Below are 21,677 nucleotides of genomic sequence, written 5' to 3' on the forward strand. Positions count from 1 at the left end.
GCGGCGGCCCGGAGCCGGGCCGCCGCCGAGCTGACGGGGTCAGACCGCGTTGTCCGCGATGACCTGGCGGTACCAGTGGGCGCTGCGCTTGAACACCCGACGCTGGGTGGGGTAGTCGACGTAGATCAACCCCCAGCGCTGCTCGTAGCCCTCGGCCCATTCGAAGTTGTCGAGCAGGGACCAGACGTGGAAGCTCTCCAGCGGCACGCCCTCGGCGATGGCCCGGTGGGCGGCGGTCAGGTGGTCGCGGAGGAACGTCACGCGGCCGTCGTCCTCGACGGTGCCGTCGGCGCTGAGTTCGTCGGGGGTGGGCAGGCCGTTCTCGGTGACGGTGAGGGGGATCGGCCCGTAGTCGCGGGTGACCCGGGTCAGGATGTCGTACATCCCGTCCGGGTAGATCTGCTGCCAGTCCGCCTCGGAGGTGGGCCAGCGGCGTACCGTGCCGCCGTCGGCGGTGACGTAGATCGGGGTGTAGTACTGCACGGCGAGCAGGTCGATCGGGGCGGAGATGATCTCCAGGTCGCCGTCGCGGATGCCGCGGACCATCCGGCTGCCGGGGCCGAGGTCGGCCAGCACGTCGGACGGATAGCTGCCGGTCAACGCGGAGTCGAGGTAGAGGCGGTTCTCGTAGCCGTCGTAGAGGCGGGCGGTCTCCGCTGCGGCGGCGGAGTCGTCGGCGGGGTAGCAGGGGTGCAGGTTGAAGGCGGGGCCGATGCGGCTCTTGCCGCCGGTGGCGCGCAGGGCGCGGACGGCGAGGCCGTGGGCGAGTTGAAGGTGGTGGGCGACCAGGTACGCCGCGTCGGGATCCTGCCGGCCGGGGGCGTGGTGGCCGAAGATATAGCCGTTCTGCACCACGGTCTTCGGCTCGTTGATGGTCAGCCAGACGGGCACCCGGTCGCCGAGGGCGTCGAAGACGATGCCGGCGTAGTCGGCGAATCGTTTGGCGACGTCGCGGGACTCCCAGCCACCGGTGTCCTGCAGGCTCTGCGGCAGGTCCCAGTGGAACAGCGTGGCCATCGGGGCGATCCCGCGTTCGTGCAGACCGTCGACGAGGCGACGGTAGAAGTCGAGGCCGCGTTGGTTGGCGGCGCCGGTTCCGTCGGGCTGGATGCGCGGCCAGGAGATGGAGAACCGGTAGCTGCGCAGCCCCAGGTCGCGCATCAGATCGAGGTCTTCGGCATAACGTTGGTAGTGGTCGGCGGCCACGTCGCCGGTGTCGCCGTTGCGGGTGCGTCCCGGTGCGCGGCTGAACGTGTCCCAGATCGATTCGCCGCGGCCGTCCTCCTTGGCGGCACCCTCGATCTGGTAGGCGGAGGTCGCGGCGCCCCAACCGAAGTCGGGCGGGAAGGACCGTCGGGTGGCCGGGTTCGACGCGGTGGCCGTGTGGTCGGCCGGGTCGCCGGGCTGGCAGCCGGCCAGACCGGTGGCCGTGGTGGCCGCGGCGGTGGTGCCGAGCACTGCGCTGACCGGGGTGGCGGTGGTGGCCGAGAGCGCCGCGCGGCGCAGCAGGTGCCGCCTGGTGAGTATCGACATGGGTTCTCCTCGTGGATGGGGACGACCGCCTGAGCCCGGGAGCGCTCCCAACAAAGGGTAGAGGGTAGGCGGTCCCCGCCGGGCCGAGTCGTCGCGAGGGGTGGGGCGGACTGCCCCGGTGGCGGGTGACGTGGGGTGGGGAAGGGCGCTGTGCCGGTCGGGCAGCTGGTGCGGCGGGACCGGGTGCGCCGATTGCCGCGGGCGGACCGGTGGTGCGCGCCCGGGCGGTCGGCGGGGCGTCGCGGATGGCGGTCGGCGGGCGGGTCGACTGCCGTGCGGGGCGCGCGGGTGGTGCGCGTCTGACCCGTCGGCCTCTTTTCCCATCGTGAACGGGGGTTTAGTGTGGGGACGGGGGAGGGCAACCCCCGTCCCCACCGTGTTGCGGTACACGCACGTTCGGATTGGCGTCCCAGTTGTGCGTGTCGCGCGGGAGCCGGGCCACGCGAGTGGCTGAGGATCCACCTCCCTCCACTGTGGTGGGGTGACGGCTGGCGGCGGTGTCCGGGCTGGCCCGCCGTCGGCCTGTGGTCTGTTCCCCGGAGCCGTGGGCACGACCCCGGGCGATATTCCGGGTGGAACTCTGTCGATGGAAGCGCTCCCATCGACGTTGCTGCGACTGTAACGCCCGTCACGGCTTTGTGAAAGCCCCAAAACGAGATCGAAACAACTCAGTGTTTCCGGAAGTTCCCTTGCTAGCGTTGGGAGCGCTTCCATGGCACACTGTCGATCGACCGCGCGGAGCCAAGGTACGCGTGAGCGCGGGTCGCCGAGGGCTTCCGGCTCGTCCGGTACGGCGTCCTGCCAGCAGCGGGAGCAGTTGCCGTCCCATGGGGCGCCCCGCCGCGCCGGCCCCACCCGGGCCGCAGCGACCACCATCCACTGGCACCTCGGCGGACCCGTCGTCCCCGAGGCGCCACCGCCGGGGCACCACCGCCACCGGCCTGGTCCGAGGAGACACCGCGCAGATGAGAAACCTGGCTAGACGTCGGCGCCTGGCGTGGCTCGCCGCCGCGGCGCTGGCGATCGGTGGGGCGACCGTCCCCGCCGCCGCCGCACAGGCCGCACCGGCCTGCGACGTGGTTTATACGACAAATGACTGGAGCAACGGCTTCACCGCCAACGTCACCATCAGAAACACCGGCGACGCGATCAACGGCTGGACCCTGAAGTTCGCCTTCCCCGGCAACCAGCGGGTCACCCAGGGCTGGTCGGCCCGGTGGAGCCAGAGCGGCAACGAGGTCACCGCCGTCAACGAATCCTGGAACGGCAACATCCCGGCCGGCGGCAGCACCAGCATCGGCTTCAACGGCTCCTACTCCGGCACCAACGCGAAGCCGACCTCGTTCTCGGTAAACGGGGTCACCTGCGGTGGTACGGCGCAGCAGCCTCCGACGGTCAGCCTGTCGGTGCCCGCCGGCCCGTTCACGGCCCCGGCGACCGTGCCGCTGACCGCCACCGCCAGCGACCCGGACGGCACCATCGCCCGGGTCGAGTTCTACCGCAACGGGCTGCTGGTCAACACCGACACCAGCGCGCCGTACGCGTACACCCTGGAGAGCCTGCCGGCCGGTGACTACACGGTGCAGGCCCGGGCGTACGACAACAGCGGGCTGTCCGCGATCGCCGAGCGGTCGTTCACCGTCGCCGGCTCCACCTCGCCGGCCCTGGTCGCCACGCCGACCGCGGTGACCGTCCCCGAGGGCGGCGACTCGACGTTCAACCTCAAGCTGAGCCGGGCGCCCACCGCGAACGTCGCGGTGAGCCTGGCGCGTACCGGCGACACGGACGTCACCGTCACGCCGACCTCGGCGACGCTGACCACGTCGAACTGGAACACCGGCGTCGACGTGACCGTCCGGGCGGCGGAGGACGAAGACACCGTCGGTGGCACCGCCACGATCACCGCCTCGGCCACCGGGCACACCCCGGCGACGGTCACCGTCACCGAGATCGACAACGACGTGCCCGGCGGGGACGACGAGTACGTGCAGCGCTTCCTCACCCAGTACAACAAGATCAAGAACTCGGGCTACTTCAGCCCGGAGGGCGTGCCGTACCACTCCATCGAGACGCTCATCGTCGAGGCGCCGGACCACGGCCACGAGACCACCTCCGAGGCGTTCAGCTTCTGGCTGTGGCTGGAGGCCTACTACGGTCGGGTGACTCAGAACTGGACGCCGTTCAACAACGCCTGGACGGTGATGGAGCGGTACATCATCCCGTCCGACGCCGACCAGCCGACCGCCGGCTCCGCCGGTGACGCCACCTACGCCGCCGAGCACGACCTGCCCAGCCAGTACCCGTCGCAGCTGGACTCGAACGTGCCGGTCGGCCAGGACCCGCTGCGCTCGGAGCTCCGGTCGACCTACAACACCGGCTCCGTCTACGGCATGCACTGGCTGCTGGACGTCGACAACGTCTACGGCTACGGCCGCTGCGGCGACGGCACCACCCGCCCCGCCTACATCAACACCTTCCAGCGGGGCACCCAGGAGTCGGTGTGGGAGACCGTGCCGCAGCCGTCCTGCGACACCTTCGCCCACGGCGGTCAGTACGGCTACCTGGACCTGTTCATCAAGGAGTCGCAGGCGCCGGCCAAGCAGTGGAAGTACACAAACGCCCCGGACGCCGACGCCCGCGCCGTGCAGGCCGCGTACTGGGCGCTGACCTGGGCCAAGGAGCAGAACAAGGCGGCCGACGTCGCGGCCACCGTGACCAAGGCCGCCAAGATGGGTGACTACCTGCGGTACGCCCTGTTCGACAAGTACTTCAAGCGGGTCGGCAACTGCGTCGGGGCCAGCGCCTGCCCGGCCGGCTCCGGCCGCGATTCCGCCCACTACCTGCTGTCCTGGTATTACGCCTGGGGCGGCGCGTACGAGACCAGCCAGAACTGGTCCTGGCGGATCGGTTCCAGCCACAGCCACTTCGGCTACCAGAACCCGTTCGCGGCCTGGGCGCTGACAAACGTCGACGAGCTCAAGCCGCGCTCGCCGACGGCAGCGGCGGACTGGACCAACAGCCTCAACCGGCAGTTGGAGCTCTACACCTGGCTCCAGTCCGCCGAGGGCGGCATCGCCGGTGGCGCGACCAACAGCTGGGGCGGGCACTACGGCACGCCGCCGGCCGGCACGGCCACCTTCTACGGCATGTTCTACGACGAGGACCCGGTCTACAACGACCCGCCGTCGAACCAGTGGTTCGGCATGCAGGCCTGGTCGATGCAGCGCATCGCCGAGCTGTACCTGGTAAGCGGCAACGCCAAGGCCAAGGCGCTGCTGGACAAGTGGGTGCCGTGGGCGATCGAGCACACCACGCTGGGTGAGGACTGGTCCATCCCGTCGGACATGGAGTGGACCGGCCAGCCCAACAACTGGAACCCGAGCAACCCGCAGCCGAACAACAACCTGCACGTCGAGGTGACGGTCAAGGGCCAGGACGTCGGCGTCGCCGCCGCCTACGCCCGCACGCTGATCGCGTACGCGGCGAAGTCGGGCAACACCGAGGCGAAGGAAACCGCCAAGGGGCTGCTGGACGCGCTGCACGCCCACAGTGACGCCCAGGGTGTCTCGACGGTGGAGAAGCGTGGCGACTACCGGCGCTTCGACGACGTCTACGACGCCTCCACCGGGCAGGGCCTGTACATCCCGCCGGGCTGGACCGGCGAGATGCCCAACGGTGACGTGATCGCCCCGGGCAAGAGCTTCGTCGACATCCGGTCGTTCTACAAGAACGACCCGGCGTGGCCGAAGGTGCAGGCGTACCTCGACGGTGGGCCGGAGCCCGAGTTCCGTTACCACCGCTTCTGGGCCCAGGCGGACGTCGCCATGGCCTACGCCGACTACGGGAAGTTGTTCCCCAACGGCTGAACGAACTCCTCCGGGTGGGCATTGACCCACCCGGAGGCACCGGCCGGGCCTCGGGGGTAGAGGCAGGTCCGGTTGACGGCCTGACACCCACGGTCAGGCCGGGGTGGGTCGGCCCTCTGGCCGACGCAGCGGAGCGGTCGGCCCACCCCACCACCCGACCCGCCGGGCACGGCGCGCACATAGCGAAAAAAAGTGACCGCCCCGGGATCACAACCCGGCCCGGGACGGAGTAACGTACATCACCGGAGAGGCCGCTCCCCCCGTGGCGGCCTCTCCCTTATTGTCCCAGCCCCGGTGCGTGCGGCTCGCCGTCGTCCGACGTTCTCGCGGCCGGCTCGGTCGGCGGCGTCACCGGGTGTCGCAGCCCCGGATGACCGGCCGGCAGCGACCGGCGCACCACGGCCCAACTGCCCGCCAATGCCGCCGCGATCAGCGGCCAGGTCAGCCCCACCCGGGCCGCGGTCAGGGCGAGCACGTGACCACCGAGATACAGCGGCACGAACACCGCCACCCGCAGCAGGTAGGTCCCCGTCCACACCCAACTGGCCCGTCCGTACGCCCGCAGTAGCGCCGGGTCACGGCGCCAGCGTCCGCGCTGCCTCAGCGCGGTGCCGACGACCACCCCCAGCAGCGGCCAGCGCACGATGATGCTCACCGCCCACGCCAGCGCGCTGGCGGCGTTGGCCAGCACCTGCACGAGGAAGAAGTCCTCGGCCCGCCCGGTGCGCACCGCCACCAGCGCGGCCACGCAGACCGCGAGCAGCCCGACCAGCACCGACCGGGGCCGGTCACCGCGACGCAACCGCCAGCCGGCCACCACCGCCCCGGCGACAAGCGCCGCCACCACCCCGACCATGACCGACCGGCCGGACACCAGCCAGCCCACCGCGAACGCGACCGGCGGCACGGTGGCGTCCACCGCTCCCCGGCGCCCGCCGAGCAGATCGGCAAGTGACTCGGGTCGCCCGGCCACGGCGACGTCCCGCTCCGACGTACCGGTCACGTGCCCTCCTTCACCTGCGGCCAACCTATCTCCACGCCACGGACGGGCCACCGGCCGGACGCCGGTGGCGTGCCGCTAAGTTGTGCGGGTGCGCGTGACGCCCAGGGGTGGTACTGCGGTCTGGCTGGTCGTGCTGGCCCTGATCCAGACGGCGGCCTTCATCGCCGTCTGGCGATTCGCCCTGCACACGGAGATCGGCCAGTGGATCGACACGGTGGCCCTCACCGGTAACCGGATCGGCCGCGACCACATCGAGGAACCGGTCGACCGGATCCTCAACGCCATGTCCGTGGTGTCGCTGCTGGCGGTCACCGTGATGATCGGGTTCATCGCGCTGATCCGAGGTCGGGTCGCCCTGGCCGTCGCGGCGACCCTGCTGATCGCGGGCGCCAACGTCACCACCCAACTGCTCAAGTACGGACTGAGCCGTCCCGACTACGGCATCGACCTGGAACGGGCGTTCGTCGGCAACAGCCTGCCCAGCGGGCACACCACGGTCGCCGGCTCGGTGGCGGTGGCCCTGGTGCTCGTGCTCCCGGCGAAGGTGCGGGCGGGCGGCGCCGTGATCGGTGCCGGCTACGCCGCGACCGCCGGGGTGGCGACCCTGTCGGCGGGCTGGCACCGGCCCAGCGACGCGGTCGCCGCGTTCCTGGTGGTCGGGGTCTGGGCGGCGCTGGCCGGCCTGCTGCTGCTGGTCACCCAGCGGGAACGGGCGGAGGTCGCGCCCGGTGACGCGCACCGGCTCACCGCCCTGCTGCTGGGCGCGGCCGGGTTGCTCGCGATCGCCGGCTGCGCGCTGGCCCTGTGGTGGCTGGTGGGCCTGCGGTCCACCCCGGCGGTGGAGTTGTCCCGCCGTCCGCTGTTCGTCGGCTACGCGGGCAGCGCCGCCGGCATCGCCGGCTCCATGGCGGTGGTGATGGCGCTGGTGCTCACCGCCGTGCACCGTCTCGTGCCCCGCTACAAGGGCTGACCGGATGAGCGTCGTACGGTCGGCGTTCCACGACGAGTGCGACCGGCTCGGCACGGTGCTGCGTACCCTCGACCGGGCGGACCTCGACCGCCCGACCCGCTGCACGCCGTGGACGGTGGCCGACCTGCTGGCCCACGTCCGCACCGGAGCCGGCCGGCTGGCCGACATGCTGCGCGCCACGGTGCCCGGTCCGGCCGAGGTCGACGCCGCCGGCTACTTCGGTGCGGCGAAGTTCCTCCCGGAGGTGGACGCCGCCCGTGTCGAGTCCGCCCGTGTCGAGTCCGCCCGTGTCGAGTCCGCCCGTGTCGAGGCCGCCCGGGGCGGGGCTGCCTCGGGCAGTGCCGGATCCCCGCCGAGCCGGCCCGGTGCGGTGCTCGCCGCGGACTTCGACCGGGCGTGGCGGGCCACCCTCGCCGCGGTAGACGCCCATCCCGCCGACCGGGTGGTACGCACCCGGCACGGCGACGCGATGACGGTGCCGGAGTTCCTGCGTACCCGGGTGGTGGAGGTCGGCGTGCACGGCCTCGACCTGGCCGAGGCGCTGGACCGGCCGCCCTGGCTGACCCCCACCGCCGCCCGGGTGATCGGCGACCTGCTCACCGGCGGGCGGGCACTGCCGGCGGATCTCGGCTGGGACCGGCTGACCCTGATCCGCAAGGCCACCGGCCGCAGCCCCCGCAGCCGGGCCGAGCAGGACGCCCTCGACGCCGCCGGCATCCGACTGCTCGCCTTCGGCGGCTGACCGGCACCCGACCGCCGCGCACCGCCCGCGCGAGCCGCCGCTGGCCCGGTAGCCGGTATGTCAGGCGTCGGCGTGGCGGTGTCGGGCTGCCGCTGCTGCCCGGGCATGGCCGGCCGGTGGTGGGTCAGGCGGCGGTGCGGGGTGCCGGCACGTGCGGGGCGGCGGCACGCAGGTGAGCCAGGACCACCGGGTCGATCCGGCCGGGCGCCAGCCGCTCCTCCAGGTTCTCCAACCCGGCCCAGGCGACCAACGAGTCCTCGGGCTCCGCCGGATCGGCCGGGTACCCGAGCGCGGTCAGCAGACCGGCGACCTCGCCGGCCAGCGCACCGGTCAGGTCCAGCAGGGTGGCCGGATCGGGCCGGGTGAACAGCAGCGTGTGCACCGCCAGCAGCCGGTCGAGTTCGGTGATCGGGTCGGGATGGTCGTCGACCCGCAGGTCGATCATGGCGTCGCCGGTGCCGCCGTACCCGCCGCCACGGCGCACCACCAGCAGCCCCGCGCTCTGCCGGCCCCGCCGGTCGCCGCCGGCGGCCTCGCCGGCGCGCAGCGCCGCGAGCAGCCGCTGCGCGAACGGCAGGCCGGTGCCGGCCAGCCAGGCGTCGCGGAGCGCGTCGACGACCTGCGGACCGGTGAGGATGTTCCCCTGCGCCGCCCAGCCGTCGCCGGTCTGCCCACCGGCCCAGCCCCGGCAGTGCTCACCGGTCCAGGTGGCACCCGGCCCGGTGGCCGCCACCACACCGAGCTGCCGATGATCGCGTTCCGGGTCGGCGGCGACCAGGCCGGCCACCACACCGGCGGCGGATACACCGGTCCGCAGCAGCGCCAGCCCCTGCGGCCGGTAGGCCAGGTTCACGTGCGCCTGGGTGGCGATCGCGCCGACGTCGGCTGCGGCGCCCGGCACGAGGGCCCCGGCAGCCAGGAAACGGCTGGCCACGACGATGCCGTGCAGCCGGCCGTCGTCGGAGCGGGCCACGAGCGAGAAGGTCACGCTCGGAAGGTTAACGCTGGTGACGGTCCTGTGGCCGCCGCCGCGACGACCTTGCCCGACGACGCCGGGGCGGGCACCATCGACCGATGACGACGCGATGGGCAATGACGGTGCCGTTGGGCGGGATCCCGCTCGCTGACCACGCCGCGGTGTACGCGGCCCTCGCCGACGCCGGCTACACCGACGTATGGTCCTCCGAGGTCAACGGGGCCGACGCGTTCACGCCGCTGACGTTGGCCGCCGCCTGGCAGCCCGGGCTGCGGCTGGGCACCGCGATCACACCGGCCTTCACCCGCGGCCCCGGCCTGCTGGCGATGAGCGCCGCCGCGCTCGCCGACGTCGCCCCCGGCCGGTTCGCCCTCGGCATCGGCGCGTCCTCGCCGGTGGTGGTCTCCGACTGGAACGCCGTGGAGTTCACCGAACCGTTCCGGCGCACCCGCGACGTGCTGCGTTTCCTGCGGGCGGCGCTGCGCGGCGAGACCGTCGACGGTGCCTTCGACACCTTCGCCGTCCGCCGGTTCACCCTGGAACGGCCGCCGGTGGTGCCGCCGCCGCTGCTGCTGGCCGCGTTGCGTCCGGGCATGCTGCGGCTGGCCGCCGCCGAGGCCGACGGAGTGATCCTCAACTGGCTCGCCGCCACCGACGTGCCCCGGGCGGTGGCCGAGTTGGGGCACCGGCGTCCGCATTTCGAGGTGGTCGCCCGGATCTTCGTCTGTCCCACCGAGGATGCCGGGTACGCCCGCACCCTCGGCCGGCGGATGATCACCAGCTATCTGACCGTGCCCGCGTACGCGGAGTTCCACCGCTGGCTCGGTCGGCAGGAGGCGCTGGCCGACATGTGGGCGGCGTGGGCGGCGGGCGACCGGCGCGGTGCCCTGGCCGCGATCCCGGACGAGGTGGTCGACGCGTTGATCCTGCACGGCTCACCCGAGCAGTGCCGGGCACAGGTGAGTCGGTACGTCGACGCCGGGGTGGACGTACCGGTGCTGGCGTTGCTGCCCACGCCGGAGGTCACCGCCACCGATCCGGTGGCCCTGGCCACGCTTGTCACCCGGCTCGGGCGCGACGCGAAGGAGTCGGTGTGAACCTCACCGACCGGGTAGTGGTGATCACCGGCGGGGCCGGGGGGATCGGTGCGGCGCTGGCCCGGCGGTTCGCCGCGGAGGGAGCCGCCGTGCTGGTCCTGGCCGACCTGGACGGTGCCGCGACCGAGGCGGTCGCCGCAGCCGTAGGCCCGCGGGCCCGTGGGGTCGCCGTCGACGTCACCGACGAGGAGCAGGTACGCGCCCTGGTCACCGACACCGAGCGCCGCCACGGCCGGATCGACGTGCTCTGCGCCAACGCCGGGGTGAGCAGCGGTGGGGGAGTGGAGGTCGACGACGCCGGCTGGGAACGGTCCTGGCAGGTCAACGTGCTCGCCCACGTGTACGCCGCCCGGGCGGTGCTGCCGGCGATGCTCGCCCGGGGCAGCGGCTACCTGCTCCACACCTGCTCGGCGGCGGGGGTGCTGACCGCCGTCGGTGACGCCGCGTACACCACCACCAAGCACGCCGCCGTGGGATTCGCCGAGTGGCTGTCGGTGACCTACCGCGACCAGGGCATCCGGGTCAGCGCGCTGTGCCCGCAGGGGGTCGACACGGCGATGCTGGCCGACGGACTGGCCGCCGGTCATCTGGGTGCCCGGGTCATCGCGGCCTCCGGCGCGGTGCTCAGCCCGGACGACGTGGCTGCGGCGGCGGTGGCGGGCATGGCGGAGGAGCGGTTCCTGATCCTGCCGCACCCGGAGGTCGCCGACTACGCCCGCCGTCGCGCCGAGGACCCCGACGGCTGGCAGTCCGGCCTGCGCAAACTCGTCCGCCGGTTGCGCGCCGTCGATCAGGACGCGCCGCCGCCGCCGAAGCCGGCAGCATCACCGTAGGTGGCGTTCTCGGCAATGGCACCCGGGGCAAGGCTCAGCGGCGCCAGCGCAGCGGGCCCGGGTGCACCGACCAGAGCAGTCGCCGCCAGCGGGGACGCGCCGCTCGTACCGCCCCGGTGTAGGCGGTGGCCGCCGCGGCGGCGGCACCGGCCTGCTCCTCGTCGGCCGTGCCGGGAGCGAAGCTGACCTGGTTGACCAGCCGGGCCAGCTCATCGACTGCCCCGTACGCCGCGGCCGGCGGCCGGACGTCGGTCAGGGCCTGCCGGGCCTGCGCGGCGACCTCGGTGGCGGACAGGTCGGCGGCGACCGGCCGGCCGGCCAACCGCAACGTGTCGGTCAGCTCCCGCCAGGCGCCGGCGATGCGGTGGCCGGGGTCGCCCCGGTGCAACCGGGCCCGGGTCTGCGCCCGGCGCAGCCCGGCGAGGGTGACCAGCAGCGCCACGACGACGAGCAGCAGAGCACCGCCGGTGCCAGCGACCAGCACCGGCGTCGGGACGCCGCCGCTGTCGGTGGGTCCACCGGGAGCGGCCTGCGCCGGTGGCGAGGCGGTCGGCTCCAGGGTGGGCTCCGGCTGCTCCGACGGTGGCGGGTCCTCCGGCTGGGGGCGGAAGTCCTCCTCCACCGGGCGGGGCTGCTCGTCCGGTCGGGGCAGCGGGTCGAACGACACCCAACCGAGGCCGTCGAAGAGCACCTCCGGCCAGGCGTACGCGTCGGCGGCCCGCACCGGACCCGACCCGGGGGCGGCGAAGCCGACCACCACCCGGGTCGGTAGCCCGGCGAGCCGACCCAGCACCGCGAACGACGCCGCGAACTGTTCGGACGTGCCGCGCTGCCCGCCACCGTTGCGCGGCCCGAACAGGAAGAACGCCAGATTCGGGTAGGCGTGGCCACTCGGCGCGTCGGCGACCAGCCGGTAGTGCTCGGCCAGCCACTGCTCGATCGCCGCCGCCCGCGCGTACGGCGCGCCGTTCTCCTCGGCCAACTGGGTGGCCAGCCGCCGCAACTGCTCGGGGGCCCCGTCGGGGACGTGCAGCACCCGGGCCACCGCGTCGCCGGCCGGGGTGTTCGCGGTGGCCAGCAGGTTGGCGTCGGGGCGTTCCCGGGCCGAGGTCACCGTGTAGCGCAGGCCGGGGGCGAGACCGTCGGGACGGATCAGCGTGCCGGTGCCCGGGTCGTAGGCGACCCGGGCGCCACTGACCTCGCGTGGGGTGGGCACCGCAGGCAGCAGCCGTCCACTCAGGTCACCCACGGTGATCTCCTGCCGCACGGTTTCGACCGTGGCGTGCGGGGCCGGCTCGCGGGCGGGCAGGATCCGGCCGGCGTTGCGGTAGGTCGCGCCCACCCGCCAGGTGACCCCGTCGTAGTCGCTGAGCACGGCCAGCCGGATCCGCACCCCGGCACTGCCCGTCGCCGCACCGTCGGCCGGGTCGGCTGGGCCGGATCCGCCGGGGAAGTCGGTCGCCACCTGGAACAGTTCCTGCTCCGGGTTCAACGCCCAACCGGAGATCCGGATCAGCGGATTCTCGTCAAGCGTCTCCACCTGCGGCGGCTCCACATACCGCCGGGGATCCACCGGCCGGGTGTCCACCAGGGCGGCCACCGCCGGGCCGAGCAACGCCGCCAGCGCCACCACCACTGCCGTACCGGCGGCCGAGGCCAGCGCCAGTCGGGCCCGTACCCCGGACCGCACCGCCGGGGCGAGCCCGTCGGCGGGGTCACCGCCCGCCGGTCGGGACGACACCGCCAACCCGAGCGCGGCCGTCACCACCAACGCCACCGTCGCACCGATCGCCGGCTGCGCGTTCGGCCCGACCACGTACACCGCACCGACATGCAGCAGCACCGGCGGCAGGTAGCCCAGCAGCACCCGCCCGGCCCGCAACGCCACCTCCGCGCCGGCCAACCCGGCCAGCCAGGCGGCCACCACCGGCAGCAGAACCGTGTCCGGCGTGGCCTCCACCGGGATCATCGCGGTCAGCAGCCGGGGAATGGCGTTACGGGCGGCGTCGCCGGCCACCTCGACGAACCCGCCCGGCACCTGCGCGTCGGCGGCGGCCACCCGCAGGCAGACCGCCGTCCACCCGAGCATGGCCAGCACCGACACCGGCGCCACCAGCCACGACGGCAGCCGCCGGGTCACCACGCTTACCAGCACCGACCCGACCGCCGCGCCGGCCACCAGCATCGTCAGCAGCGACCCCGCGTACACCCGGCCGAGCACCACACCGGCCAGCGTGACCAGCACGACAAGCGTGGCCGGCACCGCCACCGCCCGCAGCAGCCTCACCACCGGCGTACCCCGTCCCACTCGGCGGCGAAGGCCGCCCCGTCGGCCGCGTCGACGACGACCAGGCCGGCCGCGCCCGGCGGCGTCGGCTGCCCCGCCCCGAAGATCCCGACCAACACCGACGGGTACGCGCCGCGCAGCGCGCCGACGTGCCCCAGATCCTCGGCCGCGCCCGGTCCGGTGAGCACGACAAGGGTGTCGCCGAGCCGGTCGCGGCGCAGCCGCGCCGCCGCGGCCTCCAGCGTGCCCTCGCCGGTCAGTGCCACCGCCGCCAGCCGGTCCAGCGGTCCACTCGGACCGGTACCGATCGATCCGGCGGAAGTGTCCTCGGCGGCGACGAACAGCAGCACCACCGGCAGGTCCTCACGGACCGCCGCGGTGACCACCGACGCCGCCGCCTCACAGGCCGACTCGAACGACTCCGCCACCCCGCCGACCCGATCCGGATGCGCGACGGCCCGGTTGTCCAGCAGCACCACGATCCGGGGCAGGCTGGTGTCCACGTTCTCCCGCACCATCAGCTCACCCACCCGGGCGCTGGTGCGCCAGTGCACACGACGCAACTCGTCGCCGACGACGTAGTCGCGCAGCGAGTCGAAGGTGATCGAACCGTGCGGCACCGCGTCGACCCGCCCGTCGAGACTGCGGCCCGCGCCGGTGGGCACCGCCCGCAGCGGATGCACACGCGGGTGCACCCACACCGGCACGACCTCGCCGTAGGAGCGGGCCAGCACCACCAGGCCGAGCGGGTCGCGGCGGGTCACCCGCAGCGGCCCGACCGGCACCACCCCGCGCCGGCTCGTCGGCACCGGGTAGCTGACCGTGGTGTCCGCGCCGGGTCGCAGCCGCAGCACCGGCACCGGCACCACCTGGTCACCGCAGCGGTCGGTGGCCAGCATGCTCGCCGCCCCCATCCGGCCCGCGTTGCGGACGGTCAACGTCATCGCGGCCGGCTCGCCCCGGGCCACCCGGTCCGGATCGGCCTGCCGGGACACCAGCAGCCGGGGCCGCCGGGCCGCGGCGACCAGGGCCACCGCCACGGCGGTTCCGGCCGCCGCGCCGAGCAACGTCAACTCCGGGTACCCGAACCGGAAACCCGCACCCAGCAGCAGCACGGCCGCGACGAGCAGACCGATGCCCCGGGCGGTGATCCCCACGCCAGACCTCGCCGGTCAGTGGTGCGCCGGGGCCGGCTGGCCCGACGGCAGCGGCACCGGCACCGAGGCGACCGCCTGCCGCAGCACGTCCGCGGCGGTCACCCCGCGCACCTGGGCATCGGGAGTGAGCAGCAGCCGGTGCGCGAAGACCGGCTCGGTGAGCGTCTTCAGATCCTCCGGCATGATCCAGCCCCGGCCGTCGATCAACGCGTACGCGCACGCCGCCCGGGTCAACGCGATCACCCCGCGTGGACTGACCCCGACGCGAACCTGCGGATGGGTGCGCGTGGCCGCCGCCAGCCGCACCGCGTACGCGTACAGCGGCTCGGCGATGTGCACCCGCCGGGCCATCCGCACCATCTCGCCCACGGTGGCGGTGTCGGTCACCGCCGCGAGTGCCTCGGGGGAGCGGACCGTCGCCCCGCGCAGCACCTCCACCTCCACCGACTCGTCCGGATACCCCACCGACAACTTCACCAGGAACCGGTCCAGCTGCGCCTCGGGCAGCCGGTACGTACCGTCCATCTCCACCGGGTTCTGGGTGGCCACCACCAGGAACGGCTGCGGCACCGGATGCCGCACCCCGTCGACGGTGACCGTCCGCTCCTCCATCACCTCCAGCAGCGCCGACTGCGTCTTCGGCGACGCCCGGTTGATCTCGTCGGCGATGACGATGTTGGCGAAGACCGGGCCGGGGTGGAACTCGAAGCCCCGGGTGGCCTGGTTGAAGATGGTCACCCCGGACACGTCGGAGGGCAGCAGGTCCGGCGTGAACTGGATCCGCCGCCACTGCCCCTTCACCGTCGCCGCGATCGCCCGCGCCAGGGTCGTCTTGCCCACCCCGGGCACGTCCTCCAGCAGCACGTGCCCCTGGGCGAACAACGCGGTCAACGCCAGCCGCACCACCTGCGGTTTGCCGAGCACCACCGTGTTGACGTTCTCGGCCAGCCGGGCGGCCAGGGCGGCGAAGCCCTGCACCTCCTGCTGGGTGAGCGGTTCCTGGCTGTTCACCGTGGTGCTCCTCGCCTGGGGTGGATCAGCAGGTGGGCAGAACGTTTATGTCGTCGCCGCCCTCCAGGTTGAGCCAGGCCCAGGGGATGTAGTTACGTCCCCTGTACTCGACCTGCACCCACCAGGTGCTCTGCTTGTTGTCGTTGTAGATCCAGGAGTCGATGTCCGTGCCCCGCACCTTGCAGTACGCCTTCAACCGGGTGCCCGGCTCCGCCCAGCCGACCTGGCGGTCGTTGTCCTGCCGGGGCACCGAGAAGATCTCGTTGCCGTTGCGGCCGTCGCGGTCCCGGTTGCAGTAGGTGCGCTGGTCGCCGTCGGGGCCGTTCTCGCAGGTGGCGATGCCGTACAGGGCGTCGGTCTGTTGCGCTCTGGTGGCGGTGCCGCTGCCGGCGGCGTTGGTCGCCGTCACCGTGAACGTGTAGCTGGTGCCGGGCGCCAACCCGCTCATCGTGATGCTCGAACACGGGCCACTCTTCGCCGGCTGACCCGACCGGGACAGCGTACAACTGGCCTGGCCACCACCGGCGTCCACGGTGAACGTCACGGTCGCCGCCGTCGCGGTCGCCGACGAACCGGTCACCGTCACCCGGGGCGCGGCCACCGTACGCGCCGTCGTCGTGGCCTGCGCACCCTCGCCGGCCTCGTTGACCGCCCGGACCCGCACCGTCACGTTCTGCCCGTCACCGAGCCCACCGACCGTCGCCCGGGTGTCGGTGACCTCGCTGCGCTTGTCACCCACCTCGACCACGTAGCCGGTCACCGGCCGGCCGTTGGCCACCGCCGGCGCCCACTGCACCGCCACCGTCCCCGGCTGGTCGGCCACCGTGCTCGCCCGCAACTCCACCGGCTCACCGGGAACCGTGAACGGCACCACCGTGTTGCTCACCGGGGACGCCTCCGACGCCGCGCCCTTGTCATTGACCGAGACGACCGTGAACGCGTACTGCGTGCCGTACTCCAGCTCACCGGCCTTCACCACCAACTCGGTGCCGGTTGCCTCACCGACCGGGGCGTTCGCGCCCGCCGAGGTCGCCGACACCGCGTACCGGGCGATCGTGTTGCCCTGACCGTTCGCCTCCGGCCACGTCACCACCACCGTCCCGTCCGCCCGCGCCTCGGCGGTCACCTCGGTCGGCGCGTCCGGCACGTCCGCGGTCGGCGTCACCGGATTGCTGGTCCGGGCCGGACCGGCGCCCTTCGCGTTCACCGCATGCACCGAGAACCGGTACGTCTCACCGTTTGTCAGCTCGGTGACCTCCACCGACCGCTGGTTCGCGCCCACCTCCAGGCGCTGCCCGGCACCCTCCACCACGTACCGGATGATCTCGGCGCCGTTGGCCGCCGCCGGCCGCCAACTCACCCTGGCCTGCGCGTCGCCGGCCGCCGCGCTCACGTTGCGCGGCGCACCCGGCTTGTTCACCTGAGGCTTCTTCGGCGGCGGCGGCGGAGGTGGCGGCGGAGGCTCCGGCGGCGGATCGCCACCGAGCACGTCGTTGGCGTACTTGTCGACCTCCCGCACCTGGTGCGAATCATCGACCACCCGCGCGGTCGCCGCGTCCGGTGCGTTGATGAACAGGTAGTTCTCCCGCACCTCCAGCTCCAGCGGGCCACCCCACCGGCCCCGGATCGTGTCGGTCAGCTGGCCTGCCGCGTCGAACGCGTACACCGTGCCCGCCGCCTCGTCCGCGCAGTAGAACCGCCCGGCCCAGGCCACCGCCGGACCGAGCCGGTCACCATCGCCCGGCACCGTGAACGACCGCACCTGGCCGCCGTCGCCGATCGCGTGCACCTGCCGCTGCCCGGGCACCGTCACCGGCACCACCGGCCCGCTGGTACGCACCGGCAGGATGCCCGGCCCGGTCAACGTCGACGCCAACGGCGTGCGCCGGGTCGTACCGTCCACGACGGTCACCAACGCCCCGGCGGTGCGGTCCAGCACCGCCACCCCGTCGTCCAAGGTGGAGACGACCAGCTCGTGGCTCGCCTCCGCCACGTCGTACGTCTGCACCCGCGGTGAACCCACAGGCGAGTCCGCCGCCTCCGACGGCAGCACCGCCGGAGTGATCGCCGAGACAGTGCCCTCCGCCGGCACCGCGACCCAGAGCCGGCCCGCACCGTCGAACGCGCCACCGGTGATCCCCGGCGGATAGCGCACCGGCTCGCCCACCGGGGCCAGCGAGCGCGGATCCAACTGCCGCACCACACCCTGGACCGCGTCCACCACGAACGCCGCGTCCTCGTGCAACGCCACACTCACCCCGAGCCCGGGAGTGGTCGGCGTGGTAGCGGTGATCTGCAACGTGGCCAGATCCAACGCGCTGATCTGACCCGTGTTCAGATCCCGCAGCACCAGCAGCCGGTCCGTCTGCGTCACCTGCATCGGATGCCGCCGCGCCGCCGGCACCTCCATCCGGGTGTCCACCCGGGCGGTGACCCCGTTGACCCGCGCCAACTCACTGCGCGCCGCACTCCACAGCCACGAACTCGCGTCGTAGTTGGCCACCGCGTTGTCCGCCGAACCCAGACCGAGCACGGTCAGCCCCATCGCCGCCAGCAGCGCCAGCACCGTACCCACGGTGACGAGACCACCGCGTACCCGGGACCGGGATCGTGGGGTGCGGGTCGGAACGGCCTCGTCGATGCTCGCCACAGCCGGCAGCCTCCCGTGTCGTCTCGGCAGGTGGCGCCCCGGACGGCGACCCCTCCCCTGAGCCGGGAGCCATCATATGGTCACCCTGCGGACCCCGGGAACCCGCACCGTCCGGCTGTGGACACCCAGCGTGGCGTGTCGTCGGCGTGTCCCGCCACGACCGTCCGACCGGGACCGCTCGCACCGCCACTCGGTCAGGTCCGGTCGGCCTACCGCGACGTGCACACCTGGTCGGAGGTGGCGAACTGGTCGGTGTCGTAGACGGCGAGCACCGCGAAGCAGTAGTTCACCCGCGTGCTCAACCCGTTGACCGTGTAGCTGGTCCGACCCGGGTCCACCGTGGCCATCATGCCCAGCGACTGCCCGGTGCGCCCACCGGCCACCATGAACGGCACCAGCCCGTCCGACGGGTCGGTCCAGGTCAACGTGATCGTCGTAGTGTCGTCGCGCATCGTCAGGTTACCGGGAGGCGGACCGACCGAACCCGGCGGCGACGTCGGCGCCGACGAAGGTTCCGACGGCGGTGCGGCCTGTCGGTCCAGGACCAACAAACCCACCCCGATCACCGCGGCCAGAGCCACCAGCACCGCCAGCACCGCCACCACGATCGCCACCCGGTTACGACCCGGCGCCGGCTCCGCCGTCGGCATCGCCAACGGCCCCTGGTACGGCGCGGCGATCCCCGGATGGTGAGCACCGGACTGGCCCCAGGCCGGCGGCGCGGCCGGACCCGGATAGGGCGGCGGCGCACCGTGACCGCCGGACTGCGGATACGTCGGTGCGCCGGGCGGCTGGGCTCCATGACCCGGACCCGCCAGCCGGGGGTCACGCTGCTGTACACCACTCCCCGGCCCGTACGGGTTGGGTCCGCCACCCGGGCCCTCGTACGAGCCGGCACCGTTCACCGACCCGTACGACGGAGGTACGGGGTGGGCGGCTCCGCCGGTCGGCGGGTAGCCGCCCGGCCCGCTGGTGGGCGCTCCGCTGGTCGGCGCATACCCAGATGGCCCACCGGTCGGCGGTGGGTAGCCGGGTGGTCCGCTGGCCGGCGGTGCCCAGCCGGGTGGTGCGCTGGTCGGGCCGGGTTGCGGCAACGGTGCGGTCAGGTCGTGCGGGCCGGCCGTCGGACTGACCGGTGCGGTGCCCTGCGGAGGCACGGGCGTACCCGGTGGCGCACTCACGGGCGGCGCGTTGAGGGGTGGACCGCTTGTCGGTGCCCAGCCTTGTGGTGCGTTGGTCGGGCCGGGTTGCGGCAACGGTGCGGTCAGGTCGTGCGGGCCGGCCGTCGGGCTGACCGGTGCGGTGCCCTGCGGAGGCCCGGGCGTACCCGGCGGCGCGCTGGTCGGTGGCGCGCTGACGGGTGGTGCGCTGATCGGTGGTGCGCTCACGGGTGGTGCGCTGACCGGTGGTGCGCTGATCGGCTGGGCCTGGCTCCAGGCCGCCTCGGCGGGCTGCCCCAGCGCCGGTAGCGCGCTGACCGACCAGGCCGAGGCAGGTGGCGCACTGACCGGCTGCCCCTCGGCCGGCGGCTCGGTGACCGCCGATGACCAGGCCGGGGACGCGCTCACCGGTGAGGACATACCGTCCGCCGGTGCCGGAGGCTCAGGCGTACGGCCGGCCCGTGCCGCTTCCTCCTCCAGCAGGGGCCCGATCTGCTGCACCCGGATAGTGGGCCGGGCCCACTCGGGATGCCCGGTCGAGGCAGACTCGACGCCCGCCGCCCCGCCGGCGGCCGGGGAGGACCGCAGTACGCCGGTCTGTTCGTCGTCCTCGATCGGCTGGCGCGGAGCCGGTCCGGCCGGAGACGGGCCGGGCGGCGCGACCGACGGTGCGGGGTAGGGCGGAGCGGGCGACGACGGGGCCGGCACCCCGCTTGCCGGCCCGGCCAGGGCGGCAGCCGAAACCACCGGCGCGGGTGGCGCCCCAGCCGATCGGGCCCGGTCGACCGGAGGTGCAACCGGGTGAGTCGACTGATCATGAAAAGCCGTCCGCGCCTGCGGCACCACCGGCGGCGCAGGCACGCCGGTCGGCGGTGGGGCGGACGGCGTCGTAACTGACGGCGGCACCATCGACGGCGGTACGCGAGGTGGGCCAGGCGGCGTAGCGGGTGATGGTGAGGTTGGCCTCAGGACCTGCGGCGCGACCGTCGGTGGCGCCGCGGGTGATGGTGGGACCTGCGACGCCACGGTTGGTGGCACGGTGGGCGGCGGGATCTGCGGCACCGTGGTGGACGCCGGCGGGATCTGCGGCAGCGCGGTTGGTGGCACGGTGGGTGGTGACGGAATCGGTGGTGGGGCGGGCCGTCCCGGCTCGGCCGAGGTCGGCGGTGTCCCGGGAACGACCGGTGCCGACAGCACGGCGGACTCGAGTGGTGAGCTGGGCGGGGGAGGGACGGTCGCTGCTCCAGGACCGCCGGAAATGGGATGATCGATGGCGGCAGATGGCGACGTCGAAGCGGAGGCGGGACGTGCCGGTGCTGCCGTCGACGCGTCGTGTGGCTTCCACAGCGTGGAGAGCGCGGCCAGGGACACCGTCGGTTCGTCCAGCGCTCCCCGGGAAGGCTGGCTCGCTGGACCAGGCTGGGGGGCAGCGGGGACCGCAGGCTGAGGGGCGGGCGCGGCGTCGCCGAGATACTCCCGTGCCGTCCGTACCGCCGGATGGTCGGCACCGAGCACGGCGGGGCCGGCGGCGGCCACGCGGGTGTAGTTCCGGCGTGCCTCGTGGCGATTGCCCAGCTCGTCCGCGACGGACCCCAGCTCGAAGGCCAACGCCAGCATCAGCGGATCGGCATGCGGCCAGCGGCGCTCCCCGGCGGCGAACGCCTCCTCCAGCACCCGTCGGGCCGCGCTCGGGTCGTCCGCCTCCCGATGCAGCCTGGCCAGCAGATGAGCGGTGCTGAGCACGTCCGGATGATCTTTGCTGAACGGCGGCCGAGTGGACTCGACCGCATCGACCAGCAGGTCACGGGCGGCGGCGAGGTTACCCGCACCACGCAGCGCGAGAGCCCGTTGCTGAGCGACGGCCAGGGGAGAGGCATGGGGCACGAGGCCCATGCTGCCGGGTACGGGCACCTCGACGCTACCCGGCGCACACACCCGCCGAAAGCCCACCGCAGGACCCTGCGAGGACGGCCGGGCGAGGCCCCCGATGCCGATGTGCATGATCCACCTGCGGCGTGTACAGTAACTCCCCGTGCAGCCCACCGGGCGGCCTACGGATGATGGGATCACCAAGGCTGACACGGTAGGCTGGGCAAGTAGGTCCGGGTGGCGGAATGGCAGACGCGCTAGCTTGAGGTGCTAGTGCCCGTATAGGGCGTGGGGGTTCAAGTCCCCCCTCGGACACAGATTTTCCGCATTGGTGCGCACTTTGAGTGCGCATGCACTGATACTACAGGCTGTTGGTACGGGCAGCTGGGCGTGCACCGGTGGGTGCGAGTTCCGCATCGATACATTGGCCATCAGCGGCGCATTTCGGTCGGCGCTTACCATGACCGCCGTGGGCGTGCTGGCCTGGGTCAGCCCCTGCGGGATGGGGCGAGCCTTAGCTACG

At 73.3% G+C, this 21,677-nt stretch carries 13 protein-coding genes and 1 tRNA gene; 6 read left to right on the plus strand and 8 right to left on the minus strand.

All coding sequences use genetic code 11. From position 1 onward, the window contains the following. Positions 1–39: 39 nt before the first annotated feature. Positions 40–1,533, minus strand: coding sequence for a GH1 family beta-glucosidase (locus AB0J93_RS21610; RefSeq protein WP_363924110.1), 1,494 nt, complete (start codon positions 1,531–1,533; stop codon positions 40–42). Positions 1,534–2,498: 965 nt separating this feature from the next. On the opposite strand from AB0J93_RS21610, the gene AB0J93_RS21615 reads away from it, so the two are divergent. Continuing rightward, the gene (locus AB0J93_RS21615) at positions 2,499–5,399 is read left to right on the plus strand and encodes a glycoside hydrolase family 48 protein (protein WP_363924111.1); all 2,901 of its coding nucleotides are present in this window, start codon (positions 2,499–2,501) and stop codon (positions 5,397–5,399) included. Between the two features lie 277 nt (positions 5,400–5,676). Here AB0J93_RS21615 and AB0J93_RS21620 read toward each other — a convergent pair whose 3' ends face one another. Next, positions 5,677–6,402: a DUF3159 domain-containing protein gene (locus AB0J93_RS21620; protein ID WP_363924112.1), complete on the minus strand. Its 726-nt coding sequence runs from the start codon at positions 6,400–6,402 to the stop codon at positions 5,677–5,679. Positions 6,403–6,484: 82 nt separating this feature from the next. On the opposite strand from AB0J93_RS21620, the gene AB0J93_RS21625 reads away from it, so the two are divergent. Together AB0J93_RS21625 and AB0J93_RS21630 are read left to right on the plus strand one after the other, a co-directional pair. Further along, a complete protein-coding gene (locus AB0J93_RS21625; RefSeq protein ID WP_363924113.1) occupies positions 6,485–7,372 on the plus strand; it encodes a phosphatase PAP2 family protein in 888 nt (295 codons plus the stop codon). A 4-nt stretch (positions 7,373–7,376) separates the two neighbouring features. Next, complete coding sequence (locus AB0J93_RS21630; RefSeq protein WP_363924114.1) at positions 7,377–8,114, plus strand: maleylpyruvate isomerase N-terminal domain-containing protein; 738 nt, start codon at positions 7,377–7,379, stop codon at positions 8,112–8,114. A 124-nt stretch (positions 8,115–8,238) separates the two neighbouring features. Here the strand turns inward: AB0J93_RS21630 and AB0J93_RS21635 are convergent, their stop codons facing one another. Beyond that, on the minus strand, positions 8,239–9,102 hold the full coding sequence (locus AB0J93_RS21635; RefSeq protein ID WP_363924115.1) for a DUF1028 domain-containing protein: 864 nt from the start codon (positions 9,100–9,102) through the stop codon (positions 8,239–8,241). A gap of 104 nt (positions 9,103–9,206) precedes the next feature. On the opposite strand from AB0J93_RS21635, the gene AB0J93_RS21640 reads away from it, so the two are divergent. Then, entirely contained in the window at positions 9,207–10,187 is a 981-nt protein-coding gene (locus AB0J93_RS21640) for an LLM class F420-dependent oxidoreductase (RefSeq protein WP_363924184.1), read from the plus strand. Next, positions 10,184–11,020, plus strand: coding sequence for an SDR family oxidoreductase (locus tag AB0J93_RS21645; RefSeq protein WP_363924116.1), 837 nt, complete (start codon positions 10,184–10,186; stop codon positions 11,018–11,020). The genes AB0J93_RS21640 and AB0J93_RS21645 overlap by 4 nt, the downstream gene beginning before the upstream one ends. 34 nt (positions 11,021–11,054) lie before the next feature. Here the strand turns inward: AB0J93_RS21645 and AB0J93_RS21650 are convergent, their stop codons facing one another. The 5 genes from AB0J93_RS21650 to AB0J93_RS21670 form a co-directional block, all read right to left on the minus strand. Then, positions 11,055–13,310 (minus strand): transglutaminaseTgpA domain-containing protein, encoded by a 2,256-nt coding sequence (locus tag AB0J93_RS21650; RefSeq protein WP_363924117.1) that lies wholly within the window; start codon positions 13,308–13,310, stop codon positions 11,055–11,057. Further along, positions 13,304–14,464: a DUF58 domain-containing protein gene (locus tag AB0J93_RS21655; RefSeq protein ID WP_363924118.1), complete on the minus strand. Its 1,161-nt coding sequence runs from the start codon at positions 14,462–14,464 to the stop codon at positions 13,304–13,306. Before AB0J93_RS21655 ends, AB0J93_RS21650 begins: the two co-directional genes overlap by 7 nt. A 15-nt stretch (positions 14,465–14,479) precedes the next feature. Continuing rightward, on the minus strand, positions 14,480–15,475 hold the full coding sequence (locus tag AB0J93_RS21660) for a MoxR family ATPase (protein WP_204002867.1): 996 nt from the start codon (positions 15,473–15,475) through the stop codon (positions 14,480–14,482). 25 nt (positions 15,476–15,500) lie between these two features. Continuing rightward, positions 15,501–18,125 (minus strand): fibronectin type III domain-containing protein, encoded by a 2,625-nt coding sequence (locus AB0J93_RS21665; protein WP_363924119.1) that lies wholly within the window; start codon positions 18,123–18,125, stop codon positions 15,501–15,503. Positions 18,126–18,334: 209 nt separating this feature from the next. Next, a complete protein-coding gene (locus tag AB0J93_RS21670; RefSeq protein WP_363924120.1) occupies positions 18,335–21,169 on the minus strand; it encodes a tetratricopeptide repeat protein in 2,835 nt (944 codons plus the stop codon). A 216-nt stretch (positions 21,170–21,385) separates the two neighbouring features. Here AB0J93_RS21670 and AB0J93_RS21675 point away from each other — a divergent pair. Next, positions 21,386–21,469: transfer RNA gene (locus tag AB0J93_RS21675), tRNA-Leu, on the plus strand. The last annotated feature ends 208 nt before the right edge of the window (positions 21,470–21,677 follow it).

Origin of the sequence: Micromonospora sp. NPDC049374 (genome assembly GCF_040677165.1) — a bacterium.
Lineage (GTDB): Bacteria > Actinomycetota > Actinomycetes > Mycobacteriales > Micromonosporaceae > Micromonospora.